The sequence below is a fragment of the Sinorhizobium meliloti genome, assembly GCF_017876815.1.
Classification (GTDB): Bacteria; Pseudomonadota; Alphaproteobacteria; order Rhizobiales; family Rhizobiaceae; genus Sinorhizobium; species Sinorhizobium meliloti.
Genome location: NZ_JAGIOS010000002.1, coordinates 233,806 through 252,380, shown reverse-complemented (window position 1 = coordinate 252,380; position 18,575 = coordinate 233,806). Strand labels below are relative to the sequence as shown.

The 18,575-nt window shown below is 62.3% G+C and carries 17 protein-coding genes; 4 read left to right on the top strand and 13 right to left on the bottom strand.

The window, feature by feature from the left end; translation table 11 throughout:
• The first annotated feature begins 78 nt into the window (after positions 1 to 78).
• From JOH52_RS20070 to JOH52_RS20060, 3 genes are read left to right on the top strand one after another with little or no spacing between them, the layout of a single operon-like run.
• The gene (locus JOH52_RS20070; RefSeq protein ID WP_010975876.1) at positions 79 to 981 is read left to right on the top strand and encodes a carbohydrate ABC transporter permease; all 903 of its coding nucleotides are present in this window, start codon (positions 79 to 81) and stop codon (positions 979 to 981) included.
• Complete coding sequence (locus JOH52_RS20065; RefSeq protein ID WP_004434577.1) at positions 978 to 1,805, top strand: carbohydrate ABC transporter permease; 828 nt, start codon at positions 978 to 980, stop codon at positions 1,803 to 1,805. Before JOH52_RS20070 ends, JOH52_RS20065 begins: the two co-directional genes overlap by 4 nt.
• Positions 1,802 to 2,953 (top strand): ABC transporter ATP-binding protein, encoded by a 1,152-nt coding sequence (locus JOH52_RS20060; RefSeq protein WP_013850589.1) that lies wholly within the window; start codon positions 1,802 to 1,804, stop codon positions 2,951 to 2,953. Before JOH52_RS20065 ends, JOH52_RS20060 begins: the two co-directional genes overlap by 4 nt.
• 144 nt (positions 2,954 to 3,097) lie before the next feature.
• Here the strand turns inward: JOH52_RS20060 and JOH52_RS20055 are convergent, their stop codons facing one another.
• From JOH52_RS20055 to JOH52_RS20005, 11 genes are all read right to left on the bottom strand, one after another.
• Positions 3,098 to 3,832, bottom strand: coding sequence for a FadR/GntR family transcriptional regulator (locus tag JOH52_RS20055; protein ID WP_014527115.1), 735 nt, complete (start codon positions 3,830 to 3,832; stop codon positions 3,098 to 3,100).
• A gap of 17 nt (positions 3,833 to 3,849) precedes the next feature.
• On the bottom strand, positions 3,850 to 4,818 hold the full coding sequence (gene yjfF / locus JOH52_RS20050; protein WP_127657750.1) for a galactofuranose ABC transporter, permease protein YjfF: 969 nt from the start codon (positions 4,816 to 4,818) through the stop codon (positions 3,850 to 3,852).
• Positions 4,815 to 5,828, bottom strand: a complete 1,014-nt coding sequence (locus tag JOH52_RS20045) for an ABC transporter permease (protein WP_033045625.1) — start codon at positions 5,826 to 5,828, stop codon at positions 4,815 to 4,817. Before JOH52_RS20045 ends, yjfF begins: the two co-directional genes overlap by 4 nt.
• Positions 5,829 to 5,836: 8 nt before the next feature.
• On the bottom strand, positions 5,837 to 7,354 hold the full coding sequence (gene ytfR, locus JOH52_RS20040; protein WP_013850593.1) for a galactofuranose ABC transporter, ATP-binding protein YtfR: 1,518 nt from the start codon (positions 7,352 to 7,354) through the stop codon (positions 5,837 to 5,839).
• 142 nt (positions 7,355 to 7,496) lie between these two features.
• Positions 7,497 to 8,459: a galactofuranose ABC transporter, galactofuranose-binding protein YtfQ gene (gene ytfQ, locus JOH52_RS20035; RefSeq protein WP_010975870.1), complete on the bottom strand. Its 963-nt coding sequence runs from the start codon at positions 8,457 to 8,459 to the stop codon at positions 7,497 to 7,499.
• Positions 8,460 to 8,615: 156 nt separating this feature from the next.
• Positions 8,616 to 9,662, bottom strand: coding sequence for a glutathione synthase (locus JOH52_RS20030; RefSeq protein ID WP_010975869.1), 1,047 nt, complete (start codon positions 9,660 to 9,662; stop codon positions 8,616 to 8,618).
• Positions 9,663 to 9,676: 14 nt separating this feature from the next.
• Positions 9,677 to 11,563: a flavohemoglobin expression-modulating QEGLA motif protein gene (locus JOH52_RS20025; protein WP_014527117.1), complete on the bottom strand. Its 1,887-nt coding sequence runs from the start codon at positions 11,561 to 11,563 to the stop codon at positions 9,677 to 9,679.
• Positions 11,560 to 12,417: an N-formylglutamate amidohydrolase gene (locus JOH52_RS20020; RefSeq protein WP_014530354.1), complete on the bottom strand. Its 858-nt coding sequence runs from the start codon at positions 12,415 to 12,417 to the stop codon at positions 11,560 to 11,562. The genes JOH52_RS20025 and JOH52_RS20020 overlap by 4 nt, the downstream gene beginning before the upstream one ends.
• A gap of 39 nt (positions 12,418 to 12,456) precedes the next feature.
• Positions 12,457 to 12,669: a hypothetical protein gene (locus JOH52_RS20015; protein ID WP_004434611.1), complete on the bottom strand. Its 213-nt coding sequence runs from the start codon at positions 12,667 to 12,669 to the stop codon at positions 12,457 to 12,459.
• A 167-nt stretch (positions 12,670 to 12,836) separates the two neighbouring features.
• Positions 12,837 to 13,352: an exopolysaccharide biosynthesis protein gene (locus JOH52_RS20010; RefSeq protein WP_014530355.1), complete on the bottom strand. Its 516-nt coding sequence runs from the start codon at positions 13,350 to 13,352 to the stop codon at positions 12,837 to 12,839.
• 212 nt (positions 13,353 to 13,564) lie between these two features.
• Positions 13,565 to 14,656 (bottom strand): glycosyltransferase family 4 protein, encoded by a 1,092-nt coding sequence (locus tag JOH52_RS20005; protein ID WP_014530356.1) that lies wholly within the window; start codon positions 14,654 to 14,656, stop codon positions 13,565 to 13,567.
• 264 nt (positions 14,657 to 14,920) lie between these two features.
• On the opposite strand from JOH52_RS20005, the gene JOH52_RS20000 reads away from it, so the two are divergent.
• The gene (locus tag JOH52_RS20000; RefSeq protein WP_013850599.1) at positions 14,921 to 15,367 is read left to right on the top strand and encodes a YqaA family protein; all 447 of its coding nucleotides are present in this window, start codon (positions 14,921 to 14,923) and stop codon (positions 15,365 to 15,367) included.
• A gap of 46 nt (positions 15,368 to 15,413) precedes the next feature.
• On the opposite strand, the gene cueR is transcribed toward JOH52_RS20000, so the two are convergent.
• Together cueR and JOH52_RS19990 are read right to left on the bottom strand one after the other, a co-directional pair.
• On the bottom strand, positions 15,414 to 15,857 hold the full coding sequence (cueR, locus tag JOH52_RS19995) for a Cu(I)-responsive transcriptional regulator (RefSeq protein ID WP_013850600.1): 444 nt from the start codon (positions 15,855 to 15,857) through the stop codon (positions 15,414 to 15,416).
• Between the two features lie 60 nt (positions 15,858 to 15,917).
• Entirely contained in the window at positions 15,918 to 18,401 is a 2,484-nt protein-coding gene (locus JOH52_RS19990) for a heavy metal translocating P-type ATPase (RefSeq protein WP_014530357.1), read from the bottom strand.
• Between the last annotated feature and the right edge of the window lie 174 nt (positions 18,402 to 18,575).

The following is an 18,575-nucleotide window of genomic DNA, read 5'->3' as shown; positions in this document are numbered from 1 at the left end:
AGAGGCGATCCCCGGCTTCGGCCGGGGTCGCCGCTGCATAGGCCGCGCAAGACTCGGCCAAGGGACAGGTGATCGCCAATGAAAAGAATTCTATCGAGCATTACGGATGGCAGGGGCTTCGATATCGGCCTTGTGAGCTTGCCGCTCGCATTCCTGTTCGTCCTCTCCGGACTGCCGCTTGTCTACAATGTCGTGATGAGCTTCCAGGAAGTCGACATGTTCAGCCTCGGCAGCTTTTCGCGGCCGTTCGTGGGCTTCAAGAATTATATCGACCTTTTCGCTCAACCCGAAACCTGGCCCATTCTCCTCAACACGGCCATCTTCGTGACCGCCTCGATCGCCGGGCAGTTCCTCATAGGCTTCGGTCTCGCGCTGTTCTTCTGGGTCAATTTCCCCGGTGCGTCGTGGCTGCGCGGCCTCTTTCTCGTCTCCTGGGTCATGCCGGGCCTCGTGGTCGGCGCCATCTGGAACTGGATTCTCTCGGGTGATTTCGGCGTCCTCAATTTTCTGCTGCGGGAAACAGGCGTGATTTCCGACAACATCTTCTGGCGTTCGGACCCGAACTATTCGCTCTGGGCCGTGATCATCGCCAATATCTGGCTCGGCACGTCATTCAACATGATCCTGCTTTCGGTCGGCCTGTCAGGTATTCCGAAGGACCTCTACGAGGCGGCCGAGCTCGACGGTGCCAATGCGTTCCAGCGCTTCTGGACGATCACTCTGCCGATGATGCGCTCGACGATCGGTGCCATTGTCGCGCTCGGGCTCATCTTCACTTTGCAGCAATTCGATCTCTTCGCCGCCATCACGTCCGGAGGGCCGAACAATACCTCCAATGTCACGCAATACTGGGCCTGGGACCTTTCCTTCCGCCAGTATGATTTCGCCAAGGGCGCGACGATCTCGGTGATCATGATCGTCTTCGTGATGTTCGCCTCCGTCGTCTATGTCCGCTCAACGCGCCATGAGGTCAGAGGATGAGCGACACTTTCCGCAACCGGTTGATGCTGGCTGTCGCGCTCGTGCTCGCGGCCATCTATCTCTTCCCGCTCTACTGGATGTACATCACCGCCCTGAAGACCGGGTCGGCGATGTTTGCGACCCCGCCGAAATTCTGGCCGAGCGAGCCACAATGGAGCATCTACGCCTTCGTCTGGGAGAGCCGCAACATGGCGCGGTATCTCTGGAATTCGCTCGTCATCGCTTTCGGCTCGGTGGCGCTGATCGCCGTGCTCGGCGTCGGTTGCGCCTATGTGCTCGCGCGCTATCGCAACGTCTGGGTGGACATCGGCCTGTTTCTCATCCTGATGCTTCAGGTGTTGCCCGCTTCGCTGATGGTGACGCCGATTTTCGTCGGCTTCTCGCAAGTGGGCCTCCTCGATACGCCGCGTCTTGCCGTGATCCTGGCGATCGCTGCCAAAAGCATGCCCTTCTTCGTGGTCCTCGTCCGCGCGACCTTCATGAGCGTGCCGATGGAGCTCGAAGAGGCAGCGCTCGTCGACGGCAATTCGCGGATCGGCGCCTTCTTCAACATCGTGCTGCCGCTCGCCCGGAACGGCATTCTCGTGAGCGCGATCCTGATCTTCATGCAGGCCTTCGGCGAATTCGTCTATTCGAAATCGATGATCCAGGCCGTCGAACTGCAGCCCGCAAGTGTCGGCCTCAACACCTTCATGGGGCCGAATACCAATGAATGGAACAATATCATGGCCTATGCCACGATCTATGTGACGCCCATCCTTGCCGCTTTCATCCTCTTGCAGCGCCGCATCGTTTCCGGCCTCACTTCAGGAGCCCTCAAATGACCCTTCAGATCGAGCTCAACGGCGTCAACAAATTCTACGGTTCCTACCACGCACTCAAGGACATCGATCTCGCGATAGAGGAGGGGACCTTCGTTGCCCTTGTCGGGCCTTCCGGCTGCGGCAAGTCCACGCTCCTGCGGTCTCTGGCCGGGCTCGAGAAGATTTCGGCCGGTGAGATGAAGATCGCCGGGGCGCGGATGAACGACGTTCCGCCGCGCAAGCGCGACGTCGCAATGGTCTTCCAGTCCTATGCGCTCTACCCCCATATGACGGTGGAGGAGAATCTGACCTACAGCCTGCGCATACGCGGCGTTAAAAAAGCGGAGGCGCTGAAGGCGGCGGCCGAAGTGGCGACGACCACCGGTCTTTCCCACCTCATGAAGCGCTATCCTCGCGAACTCTCCGGCGGGCAACGCCAGCGGGTTGCGATGAGCCGCGCCATCATTCGTCATCCCAAGGCATTCCTCTTCGACGAGCCCTTGTCCAATCTCGATGCGGCGCTGCGCGTGCATATGCGCAAGGAGATCCGGGCGCTGCATGACCGGCTGGGGGCGACCTCCGTCTATGTGACCCACGATCAAATCGAGGCAATGACCATGGCGGACCATGTCGTCGTCATGCGCGACGGGGTCATCGAGCAGCAGGGCCGCCCGCTCGATCTCTACGACAGACCGGCCAACCGCTTCGTTGCAGGTTTCATCGGCTCGCCGGCGATGAACTTCATTCCGGCGGTCGTGGAGGCGGACGGCAGCCATTTGGCTCTCGACCTCGGCGCCACAAGGGCGAGCTTCTCGCTCATCGACCCGGTTCGGCCGGGGGCATCGGTCACGGTGGGCATTCGGCCGGAACACATCCGCATCGTCGGCGCCGGGCAGGGTGCATTCGATATTCCCGTCGGCGTCGTGGAGTCGACCGGCTCGGCCACCTACATAACCTCCGCGACCCAGCCGGAACTCATGGTCGTGGAGACCGGACGCTCCGCTGCATCGGGCGGGGAGCTTATCGGTCTGGCGATTGACCCGAAGCAATTGCATCTCTTCGATGCGGAAACGGGGAAGCGCCTCGAACCGCAAAAAGCGCCATTGGACGCCCAAATCACGTCTCGCGCCGCCCCTCATCCCGCTGCCGCCACCTTCTCCCCGTCTTGACGCGTCTTGACGGGGGAAGGGGCAAGCGGCTGCGTCACAGGCCTCTCAGCGGCTCGTAAGTGAGGCGGAGGGTCCCGCGAGTCCTCTTCGCCCCGCCTGCGGGGAGAAGGTGCCCGGCAGGCCGGATTAAGGGCCATCGCCTCGCTAACTCTCCCGGCCCCTCAGATCCATGATCAACCGCTCCTGACCGACGCGGATCACGTGTTCCATCGCGTTGCGCGCGCCTTCCTCGTCGCGGCGGCGGATTTCCTCGACGATGCGGATATGCGCGATCGCGACGCGGTCGATCTCCGTTTCATCGGCTGTCGGGCTGGTAAGCTGAAAAACGCCCATCAGCGCCGCCTCGATCAGGCTGCCGACCGTCCGCATGAACGGATTGAGCGAGGCTTCCAGGAGGCGGAGGTGGAATTCGAGATCTGCGAGCGCCAGCGTGTGGGGGCTGTGGCTGGCATCGCCCATCGCGACGGCAAGCCGCATCATCCGGGCGATGTCCGCATCGCTGGCGCGGCGCGCCGCCAGTGCCGCCGCATAGGGTTCGAGGGCCAACCGCACCTCGCTCACATGACGCAGGAAATCCTCGTCGACACCGGCGCCGAAATGCCAGGTGAGCACGTCGCTGTCGAAGAGGTTCCAGTGCGCCCGGGGCAGCACGCGCGTGCCGATGCGGGCGCGGGCGACGACGAGGCCTTTGGCGGCAAGTGTCTTCATCGCTTCGCGCAGTACGGTGCGCGATACGCTGAAGCGCGCGGCGAGATCCGTGTCGCCCGGCAGCGTCTCGCCGATCGCAAACTCGCCGCCGACCACCGCCTGGCCAAGCTCCTCGACGACGAGCCTGTGGCTCGTGCGTTTGCCGCGTTGATTTCCGAAGGTCCCCGGCATGGCACCCGGTCCCGCGGCTACGCCCGCTGCCGTTCGGGGCGCGACAGGTGGATGATCCCCTTCTGCAACAGGATGAAGGCAAAGAGCAGGAGACCGATCAGGATCTTCGTCCACCAGCTCGAAAGTGTGCCGTCGAACGTGATGTATGTCTGGATGAGACCCTGGATGAGGATGCCGACCAACGTTCCGGCAACGAAGCCGGATCCGCCGGTAAGCAGTGTCCCGCCGATGACGACGGCGGTGATGGCGTCCAGCTCGACGCCGACGGCGGCCAGCGAGTATCCGGCGGAGGTATAGAGCGAGAAGACGATGCCCGACAGGCCGGCGAGCAGCCCGGACAGCGCGTAGATCCGGATCGTGGTGGCGGCAACCGGAACGCCCATGAGCTTTGCCGTCGCCGTGCCGCCGCCGAGCGCATAGATATTCGTGCCGAAGCGGGTCCGGTGGGCGATGAGAATGCCGACCGCGAAGACGAACAGCATCAGGCCGCCTATGAGGGTGATGCGGCCGCCGCCGGGCAACTTGAAATAGAGGCTCTTCAAGGTCGCGTAGAAGGGGTGCTTGATCGGAATGGAGTCGATCGACAGTACGAAGGCCATGCCGCGGGCGAGGAACATGCCGGCGAGCGTAACGATGAAAGCCGGCATTTCGAGATAGTGGATGATCGCCCCCATCAGCGCTCCGAACAGCGTCGTGATGGCCAGCAGCAACGCGAAGGCGACGAGCGGATGCATGCCGCCATGCTCGAGTACGACGGCCAGAAACACACCGGCAAATGCGATCACAGCGCCGATCGACAGATCGATGCCGCCCGAGAGGATGACGAAGGTCATGCCGACGGCGGCGATGCCGAGGAAGGCATTGTCGGTCAGAAGGTTTCCGATCACGCGGGTCGAGAGCATGTTCGGATACTGCGCGACGCAGAGCGCGGAACTTAAGACAAAGATCAAGATCGTCGCCGTAAGTGGAAGATATTTCTGCTTCATTTCGCTTCTCGCTCGGTCGGCTTGCCGGCTGCCTTCGGGATACTCAGAAACGAGACCCCCGTGCGGAAGCGCGGTGACTGGAGCACCAGGATGAAGATGATGATCGCCGCTTTGATGATGAGGTTGAACTCGGGCGGGAAGCCGGACAGGAGAATGCCGGTATTGATCGCCTGGATGATGACGGCGCCCAGCACCGACGCCGCAATGCTGAAGCGGCCGCCGAGCAGGGATGTGCCGCCGACGACCACCGCCAGAATGGCGTCGAGTTCCAGCCAGAGACCAGCATTGTTGGCATCGGCGCCCCGGATGTCGGCGGCGGCGATGATGCCGGCAATCGCGGCGCAGAGACCCGAGAGCACGTAAGCGGCCACGAGCAGGACGGGGGTGAGCACGCCCGAGAGCGTGCTTGCCTGCCGGTTGATGCCGATCGCCTCGATCAGCATGCCGAGCGCCGTCCGCCGAACGAGAAGGGCGACGAGCAGGCCGAAAACCAGCCAGATCACGATCGGCATGGGCAGGCCGGCAAAGGAACCGCTGCCGATGAAGATCAGGCCGGGATCATTGAAAGTTAGAATGGTTCCCTCGGTGATGAGCTGGGCTATGCCGCGCCCCGCCACCATCAGCACGAGAGTCGCGATGATCGGTTGGATGTCGAGGACGGCGACCAGAACCCCGTTCCAGATGCCGCAGATAATGCCGACCGCGAGCGTGGCGAGGAGGGTCTCGGCAAGCGAATGCCCCGACGTGATCAGCGAGGCGGCAACTGCGCCGCAGATCGCCATAACCGCGCCGACCGAAAGATCGATCCCCTTGGTAGCGATGACGACGGTCATTCCGATCGCCAGAAGAACGACGGGCGCGCCGCGGTTGAGGATGTCGATCATACTTCCATACAGACGACCATTCTGGATCTGCAGGTTTAGAAAACCGGGAAAGACGATTGAAATCGCTATGACAATTGCCGCTAATGCGATGAGCTGCGGCAGCAGGCGGCCGGCATAGGTCCGCATGATCGGAATCAAGACGCTTCCCTCCCGTTGGTCGCAGCGATCGCTTCGACGATCCGATGGGCAGTCAATTGAGCGCCATCGAGTTCGGCAACGTGGGCGTGGTCGCGAAGGACGACGACCCGCGTGCTGTAGGCGGCGAGTTCTTCTATTTCCGAGGAGATGACGATGAGCGACATGCCCTTCTCGCGCAGGCTCTCGATGAGCCTGATGATTTCCGCATGCGCCCCGACGTCGATGCCGCGCGTCGGCTCGTCGAGGATGAGCAGTTCCGGTTCGGTCGCGAGCCAGCGCGCCAGGATGGCCTTTTGCTGATTGCCGCCGGAAAGCAGCCTGATCGGTTTCTCGCGATCCGCCGTGCGGATATCGAGTGCCCGGATGTAGTGGTCCGCGAGCCGGTTCTGCTCCGCGCGCGGAATCGGGCGGGTCCAGCCGCGCCTTGCCTGAAGGGCGAGCACGATATTCTCGCGCACGGACAGGTCGCCGACGATGCCGGCGGTCTTGCGGTCCTCGGGGCAGAAGCCGAACTTCTGCCGGATTGCGGCACGCGGCGAGGAAAGATCGACGGTCCGGCCATCGATCTCGGCCGTACCGCTATCGGCGCGATGGGCGCCGAAGAGGATTTCGGCGGTTTCCGTCCGCCCTGAGCCGAGCAGGCCTGCCATGCCGACGACCTCGCCGGCGCGGACATCGAGATCGAAGGGGTCGATCTTTCCGCGGCGGCCAAAGTTTCGGAAACTGTAGCGTGGCTCACCCGCGACCGCGTCGGAATGGGCGGAATGGATCTCTGTCGCCAGTTCCCGACCGATCATCATTGCGATCAGCTCGCGCCGGTCGAGATCGGCCGCGTTGCGCGTGCCGACCAACTGCCCGTTCCGCAGAACGGTGATGCGATCGGAGATGGCGTAGACCTGTTCCAGGAAGTGGGTGATGAAGATGATGCCGAGCCCGCGTTCCTTGAGGCGGCGTACGATGCGGAAGAGCATCTCCACCTCGTGCGCGTCGAGGCTTGCGGTCGGCTCGTCCAGAATCAGGACCTTGCCGGAAAGATCCACGGCCCGGGCGATGGCCACGACCTGCTGAATCGCCACGGAGTAGCTCGCGAGATCACGGGTGACGTCGATATCGAGTTCGTATTCCGCGAGCAATTCCCGCGCCTTGCGATTCATGGTGCGCGTGTCCACCATGCCGAAGCGGCGGGGCTGCCGTCCGAGAAAGAGGTTCTCGGCAACGGTGAGGTTCGGCAGCAGGTTGACCTCCTGGTAAACGGTCCCGATGCCCAGCCTCTGGGCATCGAACGTGTCGCGCGGGTCGGCCTCGGCTCCGTCGAGCAGCATGCTGCCGCCATCCCGGCGATAGGCGCCCGTCAGGCATTTGATAAGCGTCGATTTGCCGGCGCCATTCTCCCCGAGGAGCGCGTGAACCTCGCCGCGCCGCAGGTGAAAATCTACCCTGTCTAGCGCCTTCGTGCCGGGAAAGCCCTTTTCGATCCTTGTGGCCGAAAGGATATTGTCACTGCTGGTCTGCATGGCTGCCGTCTCTGGATTGCCGCCCGACGAACGAGCGGGCGTCCGTTCGATGGAATGGCCCGCGGCGGCTGCCGCGGGTTCTGGCGCACTGCGCATCGGCCCGAAAATCGGTGCCGATCTTCGGGCCGAGCGCTGAGCGGGATCAGTAGCCAAGGCCCTTCTTTTCTTCGTAGACCTTCATCGGGTCGTCGGCCTGCGTGTAGAGCTTCGATTCCGTCTGGATCCATTTCGGCGGCTCTTTGCCGTCCTTCAGGAAGGCAGCAAGCGCATCGAAGGCGGGGCCCGCCATGTTCGGCGTGAGCTCGACCGTCGCATTGGCTTCGCCGGCAGCCATCGCCTGGAAGATATCCGGAACAGCGTCGATCGAGACGACGAGGATGTCCTTGCCCGGCTTCAGACCGGCTTCCTTGATCGCCTGAATCGCGCCCACCGCCATGTCGTCGTTATGAGCGTAGAGCGCACAGATGTTCTTGCCGCCGTCCTCGGCTTTCAGGAAGCTTTCCATCACTTCCTTGCCCTTCGTCCGGGTGAAGTCGCCGGTCTGGCTGCGGACGATCTTCAGATTGTCGTTGCCGGAGAGCGCCTGCTCGAATCCCTTCTTGCGGTCGATCGCCGGCGAGGAGCCGGTGGTGCCCTGAAGTTCGACGACGTTGCACGGCTTGCCCGCAACGGTATCGACAAGCCATTTGCCGGCCACGCTGCCTTCGTGGACGAGATCGGAGGTGACCGCCGTCAGATAGAGATCGTCGGAGGCGTCGACGGTGCGATCGAGCAGGATGACCGGGATCTCCGCGTCCTTGGCCTCCTCGAGAACTTCATCCCAGCCGGTCGCGACGACCGGAGCGAGAAGGATGGCATTCACCCCCTGCGCGATGAAAGAGCGGATCGCCTTGATCTGGTTTTCCTGCTTCTGCTGCGCGTCGGCGAATTTTAGGTCGATGCCGCGCTCTTCCGCCTGCTGCTTCGTCAGCGTCGTTTCAGCTGCACGCCAGCCGGACTCCGATCCGATCTGAGAAAAGCCGACGACGAGTTCGGCGGCCGAAGCGCTGCCGAAAGTGCAGGCAGCAAGGATCGTTGCACTCGCAAGTGCCTTCACGATTTTCATGATTTCCTCCCAAAGAAAGCTGCTCTTCCATGCAGCTGACGAGAAAAAATCATACTATATTACTTTTGTAAACTCACTTTTGTTGACGGCGTGACGGGCCGGTGGATTAGACTAGCCCACAGATCGTGCGGTGCGCGAGATCCCGAAGGCACCTCCTCAAAGGACCGCCAATGTGCGGTTCGGAATGGCCCCGCGGTAGAGCTCCTGGATTCGCACTTTGTTTTCCAGCGCGATCATGATGTCTTCGCTGAAGTCCACACCGTGGAGCGCTGCAATCTCTGGAAGACCGCCCGGCGTGAAGACGTTGGCTTCCAGCACCTTGTCACCGACTATATCGAGCCCGACCAGGAACATGCCGTCTTCGATGAGCTTGGGACGGAGCCGTTCCGCGATCTCTAGGATCTCAGGCGTAACGGTCGCGGCTTCGGGCGTGCCGCTCACATGCATGTTCGAGCGTACGTCGCCCTCGGCAGGAACGCGCCGGAAGGCGGCGTAGACGCCGTCGCGCTCGAGCGGTCTGCCGTTCAACAGGAACAGACGAATATCGCCGGCGACCGCGTCGGGAATGTAGTTCTGCGCGATCAGGTAGCCGCCGCCGCTGGCGACCTCGAAGATCTGGTTGAGATTGGCCTCGTCCTTGGAGTTGATCTTGAAGACGTTCTTGCCGCCGGAGCCTTGCAAGGGCTTCAGGATAGCCCCGCCCGGATGATCCTCGATGAAGCTGCGGATTTCCTCGATGCTTCTCGAGATCAGGCTGGTTGGCCGGATGATCTCGGGAAATTCCTGAAAATAGAGCTTGTTCTGCGCGAGCGACAAACCGTCCGGGTCGTTTACCACCAGAACGCCGCGTGCGGCGGCGAGTCGCCCGAAATTCGTGCCGACATAGACTGCCCATGGCCGCGTGTCCGCGTCTTCGGAAGGGTCGTTCCGCAGAAAGAGCACCTGTACCTCATGCAGGTCGAGCGTGCTGATCTTTGCCTGCTCGCCCTTGAGCGCTGTGAGCAGCGTCTCCGGCTTCTTCGGCTTCGTACCTTTCAGGGTCGTTGCGCGGATCAGCAGACTGTCGTCAGGGCGCAGCACGAAATCCCCCGGCGTGACGTAGCAGACCTCGTGACCGCGTGCGAGCGCCGCGAGCGCCAGCCATGTCGTCGTATAATAGGGGGCTTCGCCTTCGACGGAGTTGACGAAAAAAGCGATGCGCATGTGGGCCGCTCCTATTACCGCAGCATATCGAGTGGAGCCATCCGCTCGCGCGCCCTGGCAAGCCGCGACGGCGCTTCCGGACCATCCAGAAACATGGGTCGAACCGAAGGGCCGCCGAGCAGGCCGCGGGCATGCAGTTCCTGCATGACGGCAAAATGGGAGGCGGCTATCTTGCCCATCCAGAAGGGCTCGAGCGCGCCCCCTGCTGCGAGATGATCGAGCAGCTGCAGAAGTCCCCGCAGGTAGATCGCGTCCTTGACGAGACCGCCGCCGCGATAAACGCGCAGAACAACATTGAAGGCGTCCGCCCTCTGGAATCCGTGTTCGTGGACGAGCAGGTGGTAGACCTCCGGCAAGGACGCGCCATCGATCATCGCGGCGCAGGCGAGCACGCGGGCGGCGAGGAGACGCAGCCGCTCGCTCGTCATTCCCCCCGAAAGATATTCCGCGAATACCGCAAGGCCCTCCTGCATTCCTTCATACCCGGCAAGACCGGAGCGAAACAGGCGAAGCCCCTGCGCCGATCCATTGAAGTAGGTCAGAAGGTGAACGCCGATTTCGTGGCTGAGGATCGGACCGACGCGATCGGACTCCATGATCGTGCTGCGCGCGATCAGGAGCCGCCTTCCCGAAACCAGCAACCCGGCGGGAAGATCGTCCCGCACCTCCACGAGCGCTTCGAAGCCCTCGTAGCGCTGGGCATATGCGGCGATCATCTCGCCCGCCCGCATTTCGACGAAATGGCTGTCGGCACGGCGTTCGGCGGGTGCTTGCGGGTCCGCGGCGACCTTCTGGCTGCGGGCGAGGATCTCTTCGGCTGCGCTGAGGAGGTTCGGCTCGACGGGACCGTACAGTGCACGGCCGAACTCGATGAACTTCCTCGTTTCACGGGCGGAGAGCATCGTCAGCTGCAGATCGACTTCCTGCTGCTTTTCACGGTAGAGTTGGTAGAGCACCGGGTCTTCGAGGTGATCGAAGGGGATCGAGAACAGCGTCTTCTTTGCGGCTTCGATCTCGATGATCAAAGGCCGATAGAGGAAACGCGGCGCGCGCGCGAAATCGCTTGCCGCGAATTCGCTCCAGGCGGCTTCCGCATTTATCGGCGTAACGGCGAGAAGAAAATCGAAGCTGGAGGCGACGTCGTCGATGCTGCGGTCGGTGCGCTCCACGGCATCGATGAATGCCTTTCTGCCGAGCGCGCGATGGGTCGGGAATTCGAGGCTGCGCGTCGATCGCGCGAAGGCAGCGAAGGCGTGCAGGGTGGCATCGAAGATGCTCGCGATCAGCCGCTCGCGCACTTCCGGGAAGATCCGGCCGGAATTGTGCTGCCGGTAGACGGGTGCGAAACGAACCCGCATTGAAGGGAATGGCAGATCGAGCGTCTCTCCCTCTAGTGTGGATTCCTGCGGCCATTCATGGAGCTCGACCCGCGGCGTTCGGAACTTCGCGGGGATCGCTTCGACGGCGTCGACGAATGCCATTGCTGCGGCTCGGATATTTCCCTCGGCGCCGGCCATCACTTCGACCTTGAAGGGCGGCAGCAAAGGAGCATTGTCGGTCAGGAGCTCATCCTGGGCGAGTTCGTCCATTTCGAGCACCATGAAGGCGCCGAATCGACGCTCGAGCAGTTTTCCGACGGCGGCGACGATAGGTTTCGCCGTGGCAGCGCCTGGTGCGAGCAGGTGAGAGGCGTTCGCGCGGACCACTTCGCGCGCAACAGGTGCCTCGTCGCTGCGGGTAAAATGCACGCAGAGAAAGGGCAGGGCCCGGTCAATGTGGAGGCGTCCGCCGCCTTCGAACTCCTTGCGGACAGCTCTGCCTGCCTCGATTGCGGCCAACGCATCCGCAAGCCAGTCGGGTGGATCGGCCTCGAGTTGGATGGGTGCGCGCGCAAGCTTCATCGACCTCGCCCCAAAGCGTCGATAAGTGCCGGCAGGGTCGAGGCGAGCAATCTTCTGAGCGCTACGAGCACCTCGGGGCGCGGCTCGCCCGTCCATTCCTCCATGAAGACTTTCTTGAATTCGACGGCAATGGCGCAGCCCGTGTCGGGGAAATGCTCATGGATGAAGCGCGTCTGCTCGCCCCGCCCCTGGAAGGCGATGTTTTCGCGCACGTCCAGTGGTCCGCCTGGAAAATCGAAGGAGCGAAGCGCCGCCATGAAGCTGTCGACCACATGCGCCCATTTTCTGCGTTCCATCGAGATGGTGCCGATGTTGATGTCCGGCGCGTCGGTCGAAAGCGTCGGCTCCGCTTCAGGCCCGGCACGGCGATGATTGTAGCTGTGAACGTCGAGGACGACGAAGCATCCGTGGCAGCGTTCGATACCGGCAAGGAACGATGCCAGCATCTCATAATACTCGTCGTGCACGGAAAGGGATGCATCGACGACGGCCTGCGGCGGTTCTTCCGCCCATACTTGGAGACCCCAGGCCTGTTCCGGCCGCAGGTAGACTGCGCCGCCGCGGGGACGGTTGACGTCGACTTCGAACCGCGAGCGATGGACGATGATCCGGTTGGCGAAGTCGCGGATCAGGAACTCGGTGAAGGGGTCCTCCTCCCGCAGGCGTTCTTCTTCGGAAATCGCGAACATGCGCCGCACCGCGGCGCGAGTGGCATGGCCGTCGTGAATGGCGGTCGCGACGACGGGTGTATCGCCGCGGTGCTGGGTCCACCAGGCGGATGTGGCGGGTGGCGTCAGATCCGCCAACAGTTCTGAGACACGGTTCATGTCCATCGCTTCCGCAGACGCGTTCATGGATTACAATTCCGGATCGCGATTTCGGTTCCAAGCGCCTCAGGCACGATTGATCGTCGGAAGGAGGAGTTCCACTTCGCGCTGCATCTGCGGCGACAGCGTCTCGATGTTGCTCTTCCAGAAGTCCTCCGCCTCCTTGGGCTCGTTCTCCCAATTCCTGATCGAGGTCTGGTTATCGTCGATCACCACTCGGCGATGGCCGCCGAGGCGCAGGTACTCGGTCGCAAGTTTACGTGCGTTCGTCAGTTCCATGGCTGTACTCCAGGTCTTGAGATTTCGGGACGCCAGCCGGCTGCCACATATTCGAAAACGCTCCGGGCTCTTGGACGTTCCCGGTAGATTGCGACTTTGATCTTGCTCCGGGTTCTTCCGGCCCGGAAGAAAAATCCGGTTTGACACCAATGACTAAGCCACCGGTCTCACGACGTCAGAAGCTGGTAGGCCAAATAGGCGACGGCGAGACTTGCAGCAAAGCCGAGCGCCATGAGGAACCCGTTTCTGACCAACAGTCCCAGCCCGAATATGGCAACAATGGTCATAGGAACATTCGTTAGAAAGGGGACGAATTCGAGAAGGGGAACGGGTACGGCCAGGAGGATGCAAATCAAGCCGGCGAGCCGGTCGAAGGGCCGCTGAGTCAAAGGGCGCAGTCCGCGCGTCAGCCATGGATCCAGCCAGCGAGACCACTTTTTCATCGTCCTGCCCGTCCCTTCGACAAGCCGCCGAGACAGGGTCTTCCGGCGCAGAAACCGCGGCATCCAGATATGCCGCTGGCCGGCGACGATTTGCAGCGAAACGAAAACGACGACCGCTGCGAGCAGCGTGGACGCTGCCGGAATCACCCCGGCCGGTGAGAGGTTCGCGCCCGCCGCCAGGACCAGAACGGCGCCGAAACTTCGATCGCCAATCAGGAGCAGCAATTCGCCCAGCGACAAAGACGGCTGCCGGGCAGCCCCGGCGACGAGCGCATCGGCGAGAGTACCGATCGATGGAGCGTCCTTCCTGTCGCGCCGGCCGCCTGAGCGAACAACATCGGTGGGGCGAGCCTTCGTGAATCGATAACGCCTGACGCGATCGGATTGTTCGCGTCAGGCGTGGTCCGTCGAAGGCGCAGCAGAACAATCTTATCCGTCTTCCGATACGTTCCTCATGCCGCCTCGAGGCCGACTTTCTTTGCCTCGCCTTGCGGCGTGGAGGCGGTCTGCCTCAGGACACCCGGAAGGTTCTGGTAAATGTCGAGATAATCGCGTGTCATCCGTTCGGTAGTGAACCGTCTCTCGAAGCTCTCGCGAACCTTGCGCCTGTCGAGTTCCAGCACGCGTCCGAGGCTTTTGACTGCTTGCTCGACCGTGTCGACCAAGATCCCCGACACGCCGTCGTCGATCACCTCCGGCGCCGAGCCATAGCGGAAGGCAAGCACCGGAGTGCCGCAGGCCATCGCCTCGATCATCACGAGGCCGAAAGGTTCCGGCCAGTTTATCGGAAAAAGGAGCGCTGCGGCATTGCCGAGGAAGTCCGCCTTCTGGCCTTCGTCTATCTCGCCGATGTATTCGACATTGGAATGGCTTGCGATGAGAGGTTCGACGACTGCTTCCCAATAAGCGCGGTCCTGGGCGTCGATCTTCGCAGCGATCTTCAGAGGCATGCCGGACCGTGCGGCGATTTCGATCGCGCGGTCGGGACCCTTCTCCGGTGCAATGCGCCCGAGGAATGCCAGATACTCGTCAGATCGTCCTTCCCGCAGCGGCAAGACCGTCGGGTCCAGTCCATGCAGCACAGTGCCCCTCCAGTTGACCGGAGGCATCGGCACTCGCTGATGCTGCGATATCGAAACCAGGGGGATATCCGGGAAGGCCAGATAGAAAGGCTGCAGATCGGGCAGATCGAGGCGTGTATGAAGTGTCGTCACCGTCCTGTCGGCGAAATCTCTGATCAGGGGGAAATGCAGGAATTCGATATGGAAATGCAGAACGTCGAATTGAGGCGCGCGGCGGCGGACCTCTTCCAGCATCGCGATGTGATGGGGAAGGAAATCTTGCACTCTCGGATTGAGCCTGAGCGCGACGTCGCAACAGGGCACCAGCTCGGCACTTGTAAGCGAATCGCCGCTGGCAAAAAGGGTCACGTCATGGCCCAGTCTTACGAGTTCTTCGGTAAGGCAATGGACGATTCGCTCCGTGCCTCCGTAAAGCTTCGGCGGGACGCGTTCTGCAAGGGGTGCGATCTGCGCAATTTTCATCGCTCAACTCCTGATATCGAGGGGCGTCGGCAGGACGTCCCTCGGCGATAAGAAGGATGTTCTCACCCCTGCACAATTGTCGGGGAGCCACTCTTGTTCCGGAGTGCCAGCTGTGCTTGCAGAGTTGGGCCGCGCGCATGCACCCGCGGCTGCATGTGCGGACGCCATGCAGCCGCAGGGAAGCTGCGCGCGCTACTGCCGGTAGTGATGGTGTGACGAGAAGAACCGAGAGTTTAGGATGATTTCGAAGAGGCCTGAACGCAGATGATCGCAGCTTATGTAGGCCTCTTCGTCGTCGCCTTCGGGGCGGCCACCGTCCTGCCGTTCCAGTCCGAGCCGTTGCTGGTGGGGCTGCTCGCATCCGGCAAGTTCTCGCTCGTGGCACTTGTCGCCGTGGCGAGCGTCGGCAATATCCTCGGGGCCCTATGCAACTGGTTCCTCGGGAGGTTCATCGACCGTTTTCACGACAGACCGTGGTTCCCGGTGAAGAAGGCGTCGCTGGAGAGGGCAGGCGGATGGTACCGGCGTTATGGCCGCTGGACACTCCTTTTCTCCTGGATGCCCCTTTTCGGGGACGCCTTTACCGTGATCGCCGGCGTGTTGCGCGAGCCGCTCTGGTCCTTCCTGATCCTCGTCGCCATTGCCAAGACAGGCCGATACGTCTTCCTTGCCGCGGCCACTCTCGGCGCCAAAGCCGTCCTAGGCTTCTGATGCGCTTACGTCAGCCATATCCGCACGCCTCCCAGTTTCAGGAATGCTATTTCAGCGCGGCAACGCCGAAGCGGGGATTGACCTCCATATTCACTTGGGCGGACCCGTTCGCGATTTCCTCGATGATCGGGCAGTCCGGCCGATCGTCGCCGTGGCAATGGCCCGCGAGATGCTTGAGCGTCCGCGTCATTTCCTGGATGGCGGCTATCTTGCGTTCCAGTTCCGCGATGTGTTCGAGGGCGACCGCCTTGACGTCGGAACTCGCCCTGGACCGATCGCGCCAGAGAGCAAGGAGTTCCTTGATCTGCTCCACCGAGAATCCCAGATCGCGTGCCCGGCGCACGAAGCGAAGCGTATGGACGTCGTTGTCGCCGTAAGTCCGATAGCTGGACGCGGTTCGAAGGGCGGGACTGATAAGCCCGATCTGTTCGTAGTAGCGGATCATTTTGGAGGAGACGCCGCTGGCTTTGGAGGCTTCGCCGATATTCATCTGTTTCTCCTTTTCTGCGAGCGTGGCTTGCGGCAGCCGGTCGCCCTCGCATCTACGCCTTCAGGCCGGGTTGACCGATTTCAGCCGCAGCGCATTGCCGAGGACGAAAACGCTCGACATCGCCATGGCCGCTGCCGCGAAAATCGGCGAAAGCAGAATGCCAGTCACCGGGTAAAGGACGCCGGCTGCGACGGGTATCAGACTGACGTTATAGGCGAATGCCCAGAACAGATTTTGCTTGATGTTCAGGATCGTCGCCTTGCTGAGCGCGATCGCCTTCGCAACGCCGTTCAAGTCGCCGGACATCAGCACGACGTCGGCGCTTTCTATCGCGATGTCGGTTCCCGTCCCGACTGCGATGCCGACATCCGCTTCGGCGAGAGCCGGCGCATCATTGATGCCGTCGCCGATGAACGCGACCGACCGGCCGCCCTGCCGAAGCTTTCTGATCGCCTCGACCTTGCCTTCCGGCAAGACCTCGGCGACGACCTCGTCGATGCCGAGCTTTCTGGCGATCGCCTCGGCGGTGCGGCGGTTGTCCCCGGTGATCATCGCCACCTTGAGGCCGAGCTCGTGCAGGGACCTGATCGCCTGAGGCGTCGTTTCCTTGACCGGATCCGACACTGCGACGATCGCCGCCAGCCGACCGTCGATGGCCGCATAGAGCGGCGACTTGCCGCTGGCGCCGAGCAGCTCGGCCTCGGTTGAGAAACCGGAAACGTCGATCCCGTTGGTGGCGAGCGCGCGGTCCGCACCGACCAGCACCTGCCGCCCGGACACCGATCCGCTTACGCCAAAGCCGGGCGTCGCTTCGAAGCCGTTGACCGCGGCCGTCGCGATCCCTTTGGACTTTGCCGCCGACACGATGGCCTCCGCGATCGGGTGCTCGGAAAGCGTTTCGAGACTCGCGACGAGGAAAAGCACTTCGTCGGCCTCGAAGCCCTCTGCAGCGACGAGGTCGGTCAGTTCCGGGCGGCCCTTCGTCAAAGTCCCGGTCTTGTCGAGCGCGACCACATCGGCGTCGCGCAGCCTCTGGAGAGCCTCTCCCTTGCGGAACAGGATGCCGAGTTCGGCGGCGCGGCCGGTACCGACCATGATCGAGGTCGGCGTCGCCAGGCCCATCGCACAGGGGCAGGCGATGATCAGCACCGCGACGGCATTCACGAGGGCGAATGAGAGCGCAGGCGAGGGGCCGAAAGTGTACCAGGCGGCAAAAGTCAGCACCGCTGCGAGAATCACGGCCGGAACGAACCATCCGGTAACCCTGTCGACCAGGGCCTGGATCGGCAGCTTCGAGCCTTGGGCGGTTTCGACCAATTTGATGATCTGCGCAAGCAGCGTGTCGCTGCCGACCTTGGTGGCCTTGAAGGTAATGGACCCGGTCTTGTTGATCGTGCCGCCGACCACCGCGCTGTCGGCCGTCTTCTGGACGGGAAGGGGTTCACCGGTGATCATCGCTTCGTCGACATAGGAGCTGCCGTCGATGACCGTACCGTCCACAGGGATCTTCTCACCCGGCCGGATGCGGATGACGTCACCGGCAACGACCTCGCTGATTTGCGCCTCGACGAATTCGCCGCCGCGCAAGACGAAAGCCGTCTTCGGCTGCAGGCCGACGAGCCGCTTGATCGCCTGGCTCGTGCGACCCTTCGCCCGTGATTCCAGATAGCGGCCGAGGAGAACCAGGGTGACGATGACGGCGGCCGCCTCGTAATAGACATTCGCCGTTCCCGAAGGCAGAACTCGGGGAACGAAGGTCGCAACGACCGAATAGCCCCATGCGGCCGTGGTCCCGAGGACGACAAGCGAGTTCATGTCGGGCGTCCAGCGCAGAAGATTCGGCACGCCCTTCCGGAAGAACCGCAGCCCCGGTCCGAAGAGGACGAGCGTGGCGAGCGCAAACTGTAGGTACAGATTGTTTCGCATGCCGATCGTGCCCATGATCAGCTCATGGACGCCTGAAATGAAGTGTGACCCCATCTCCATCAGGAAGAGCGGAAGGGTCATCAGCACCGAGATCGTCACCGCGGATTTGAGAGAGCCAAGCTCGGCCGCGCGATGGTCCTCGTCTCCTGCCGAAGCCTCGGCAGGCTTGGTCTTGCGAAGCTCGTATCCGGCACCCCGGACCGCAGCTTCGAGGGCGGACAGATCGGCGGTTCCGGAAATCAGGCTCACGGTCGCCTTCTCGGTCGCAAGATTAACGGCTGCATCCGCAACGCCGGGAACGGCCTTCAGCGCCTTCTCTACGCGAGAAACACAGGAGGCGCAGGTCATGCCCTCGATCTGGAGTTCCTCAGTGGCGATCCTCGGCGCGTAGCCGGCTTTCTCGATCGCGTGGAGCACCGCAAGCGTGTCCGGTTCTCCATCGAATTGAACCGTTGCCCGTTCCGTCGCCAGATTGACATTCGCGGACGCGACGCCCGGCACCGCGGTGATCGCCTTTTCGACGCGCCGGACGCAGGAGGCACAGGTCATGCCCTCGATTCCGAAGTTGGTGGAAACCGGAAGCGGAGCGGCTTTTTCGATCTTTTTCAGTGCAGTCATCGGAACGTCCTTTCCCAAACTGCACCCTTCATAATCCTTCCAATAATGGGAAGGTCAAGCGCCTTTGCGCGTTTTCTTCCGGCCACGCACAAGACCGTAGCGGGAGGCTTAGAGCGGTTCCAGGAAAGTGCAGACGGTTTTCCGCCCGAAGCGCGTCGCTCTTAAAAAATTAGA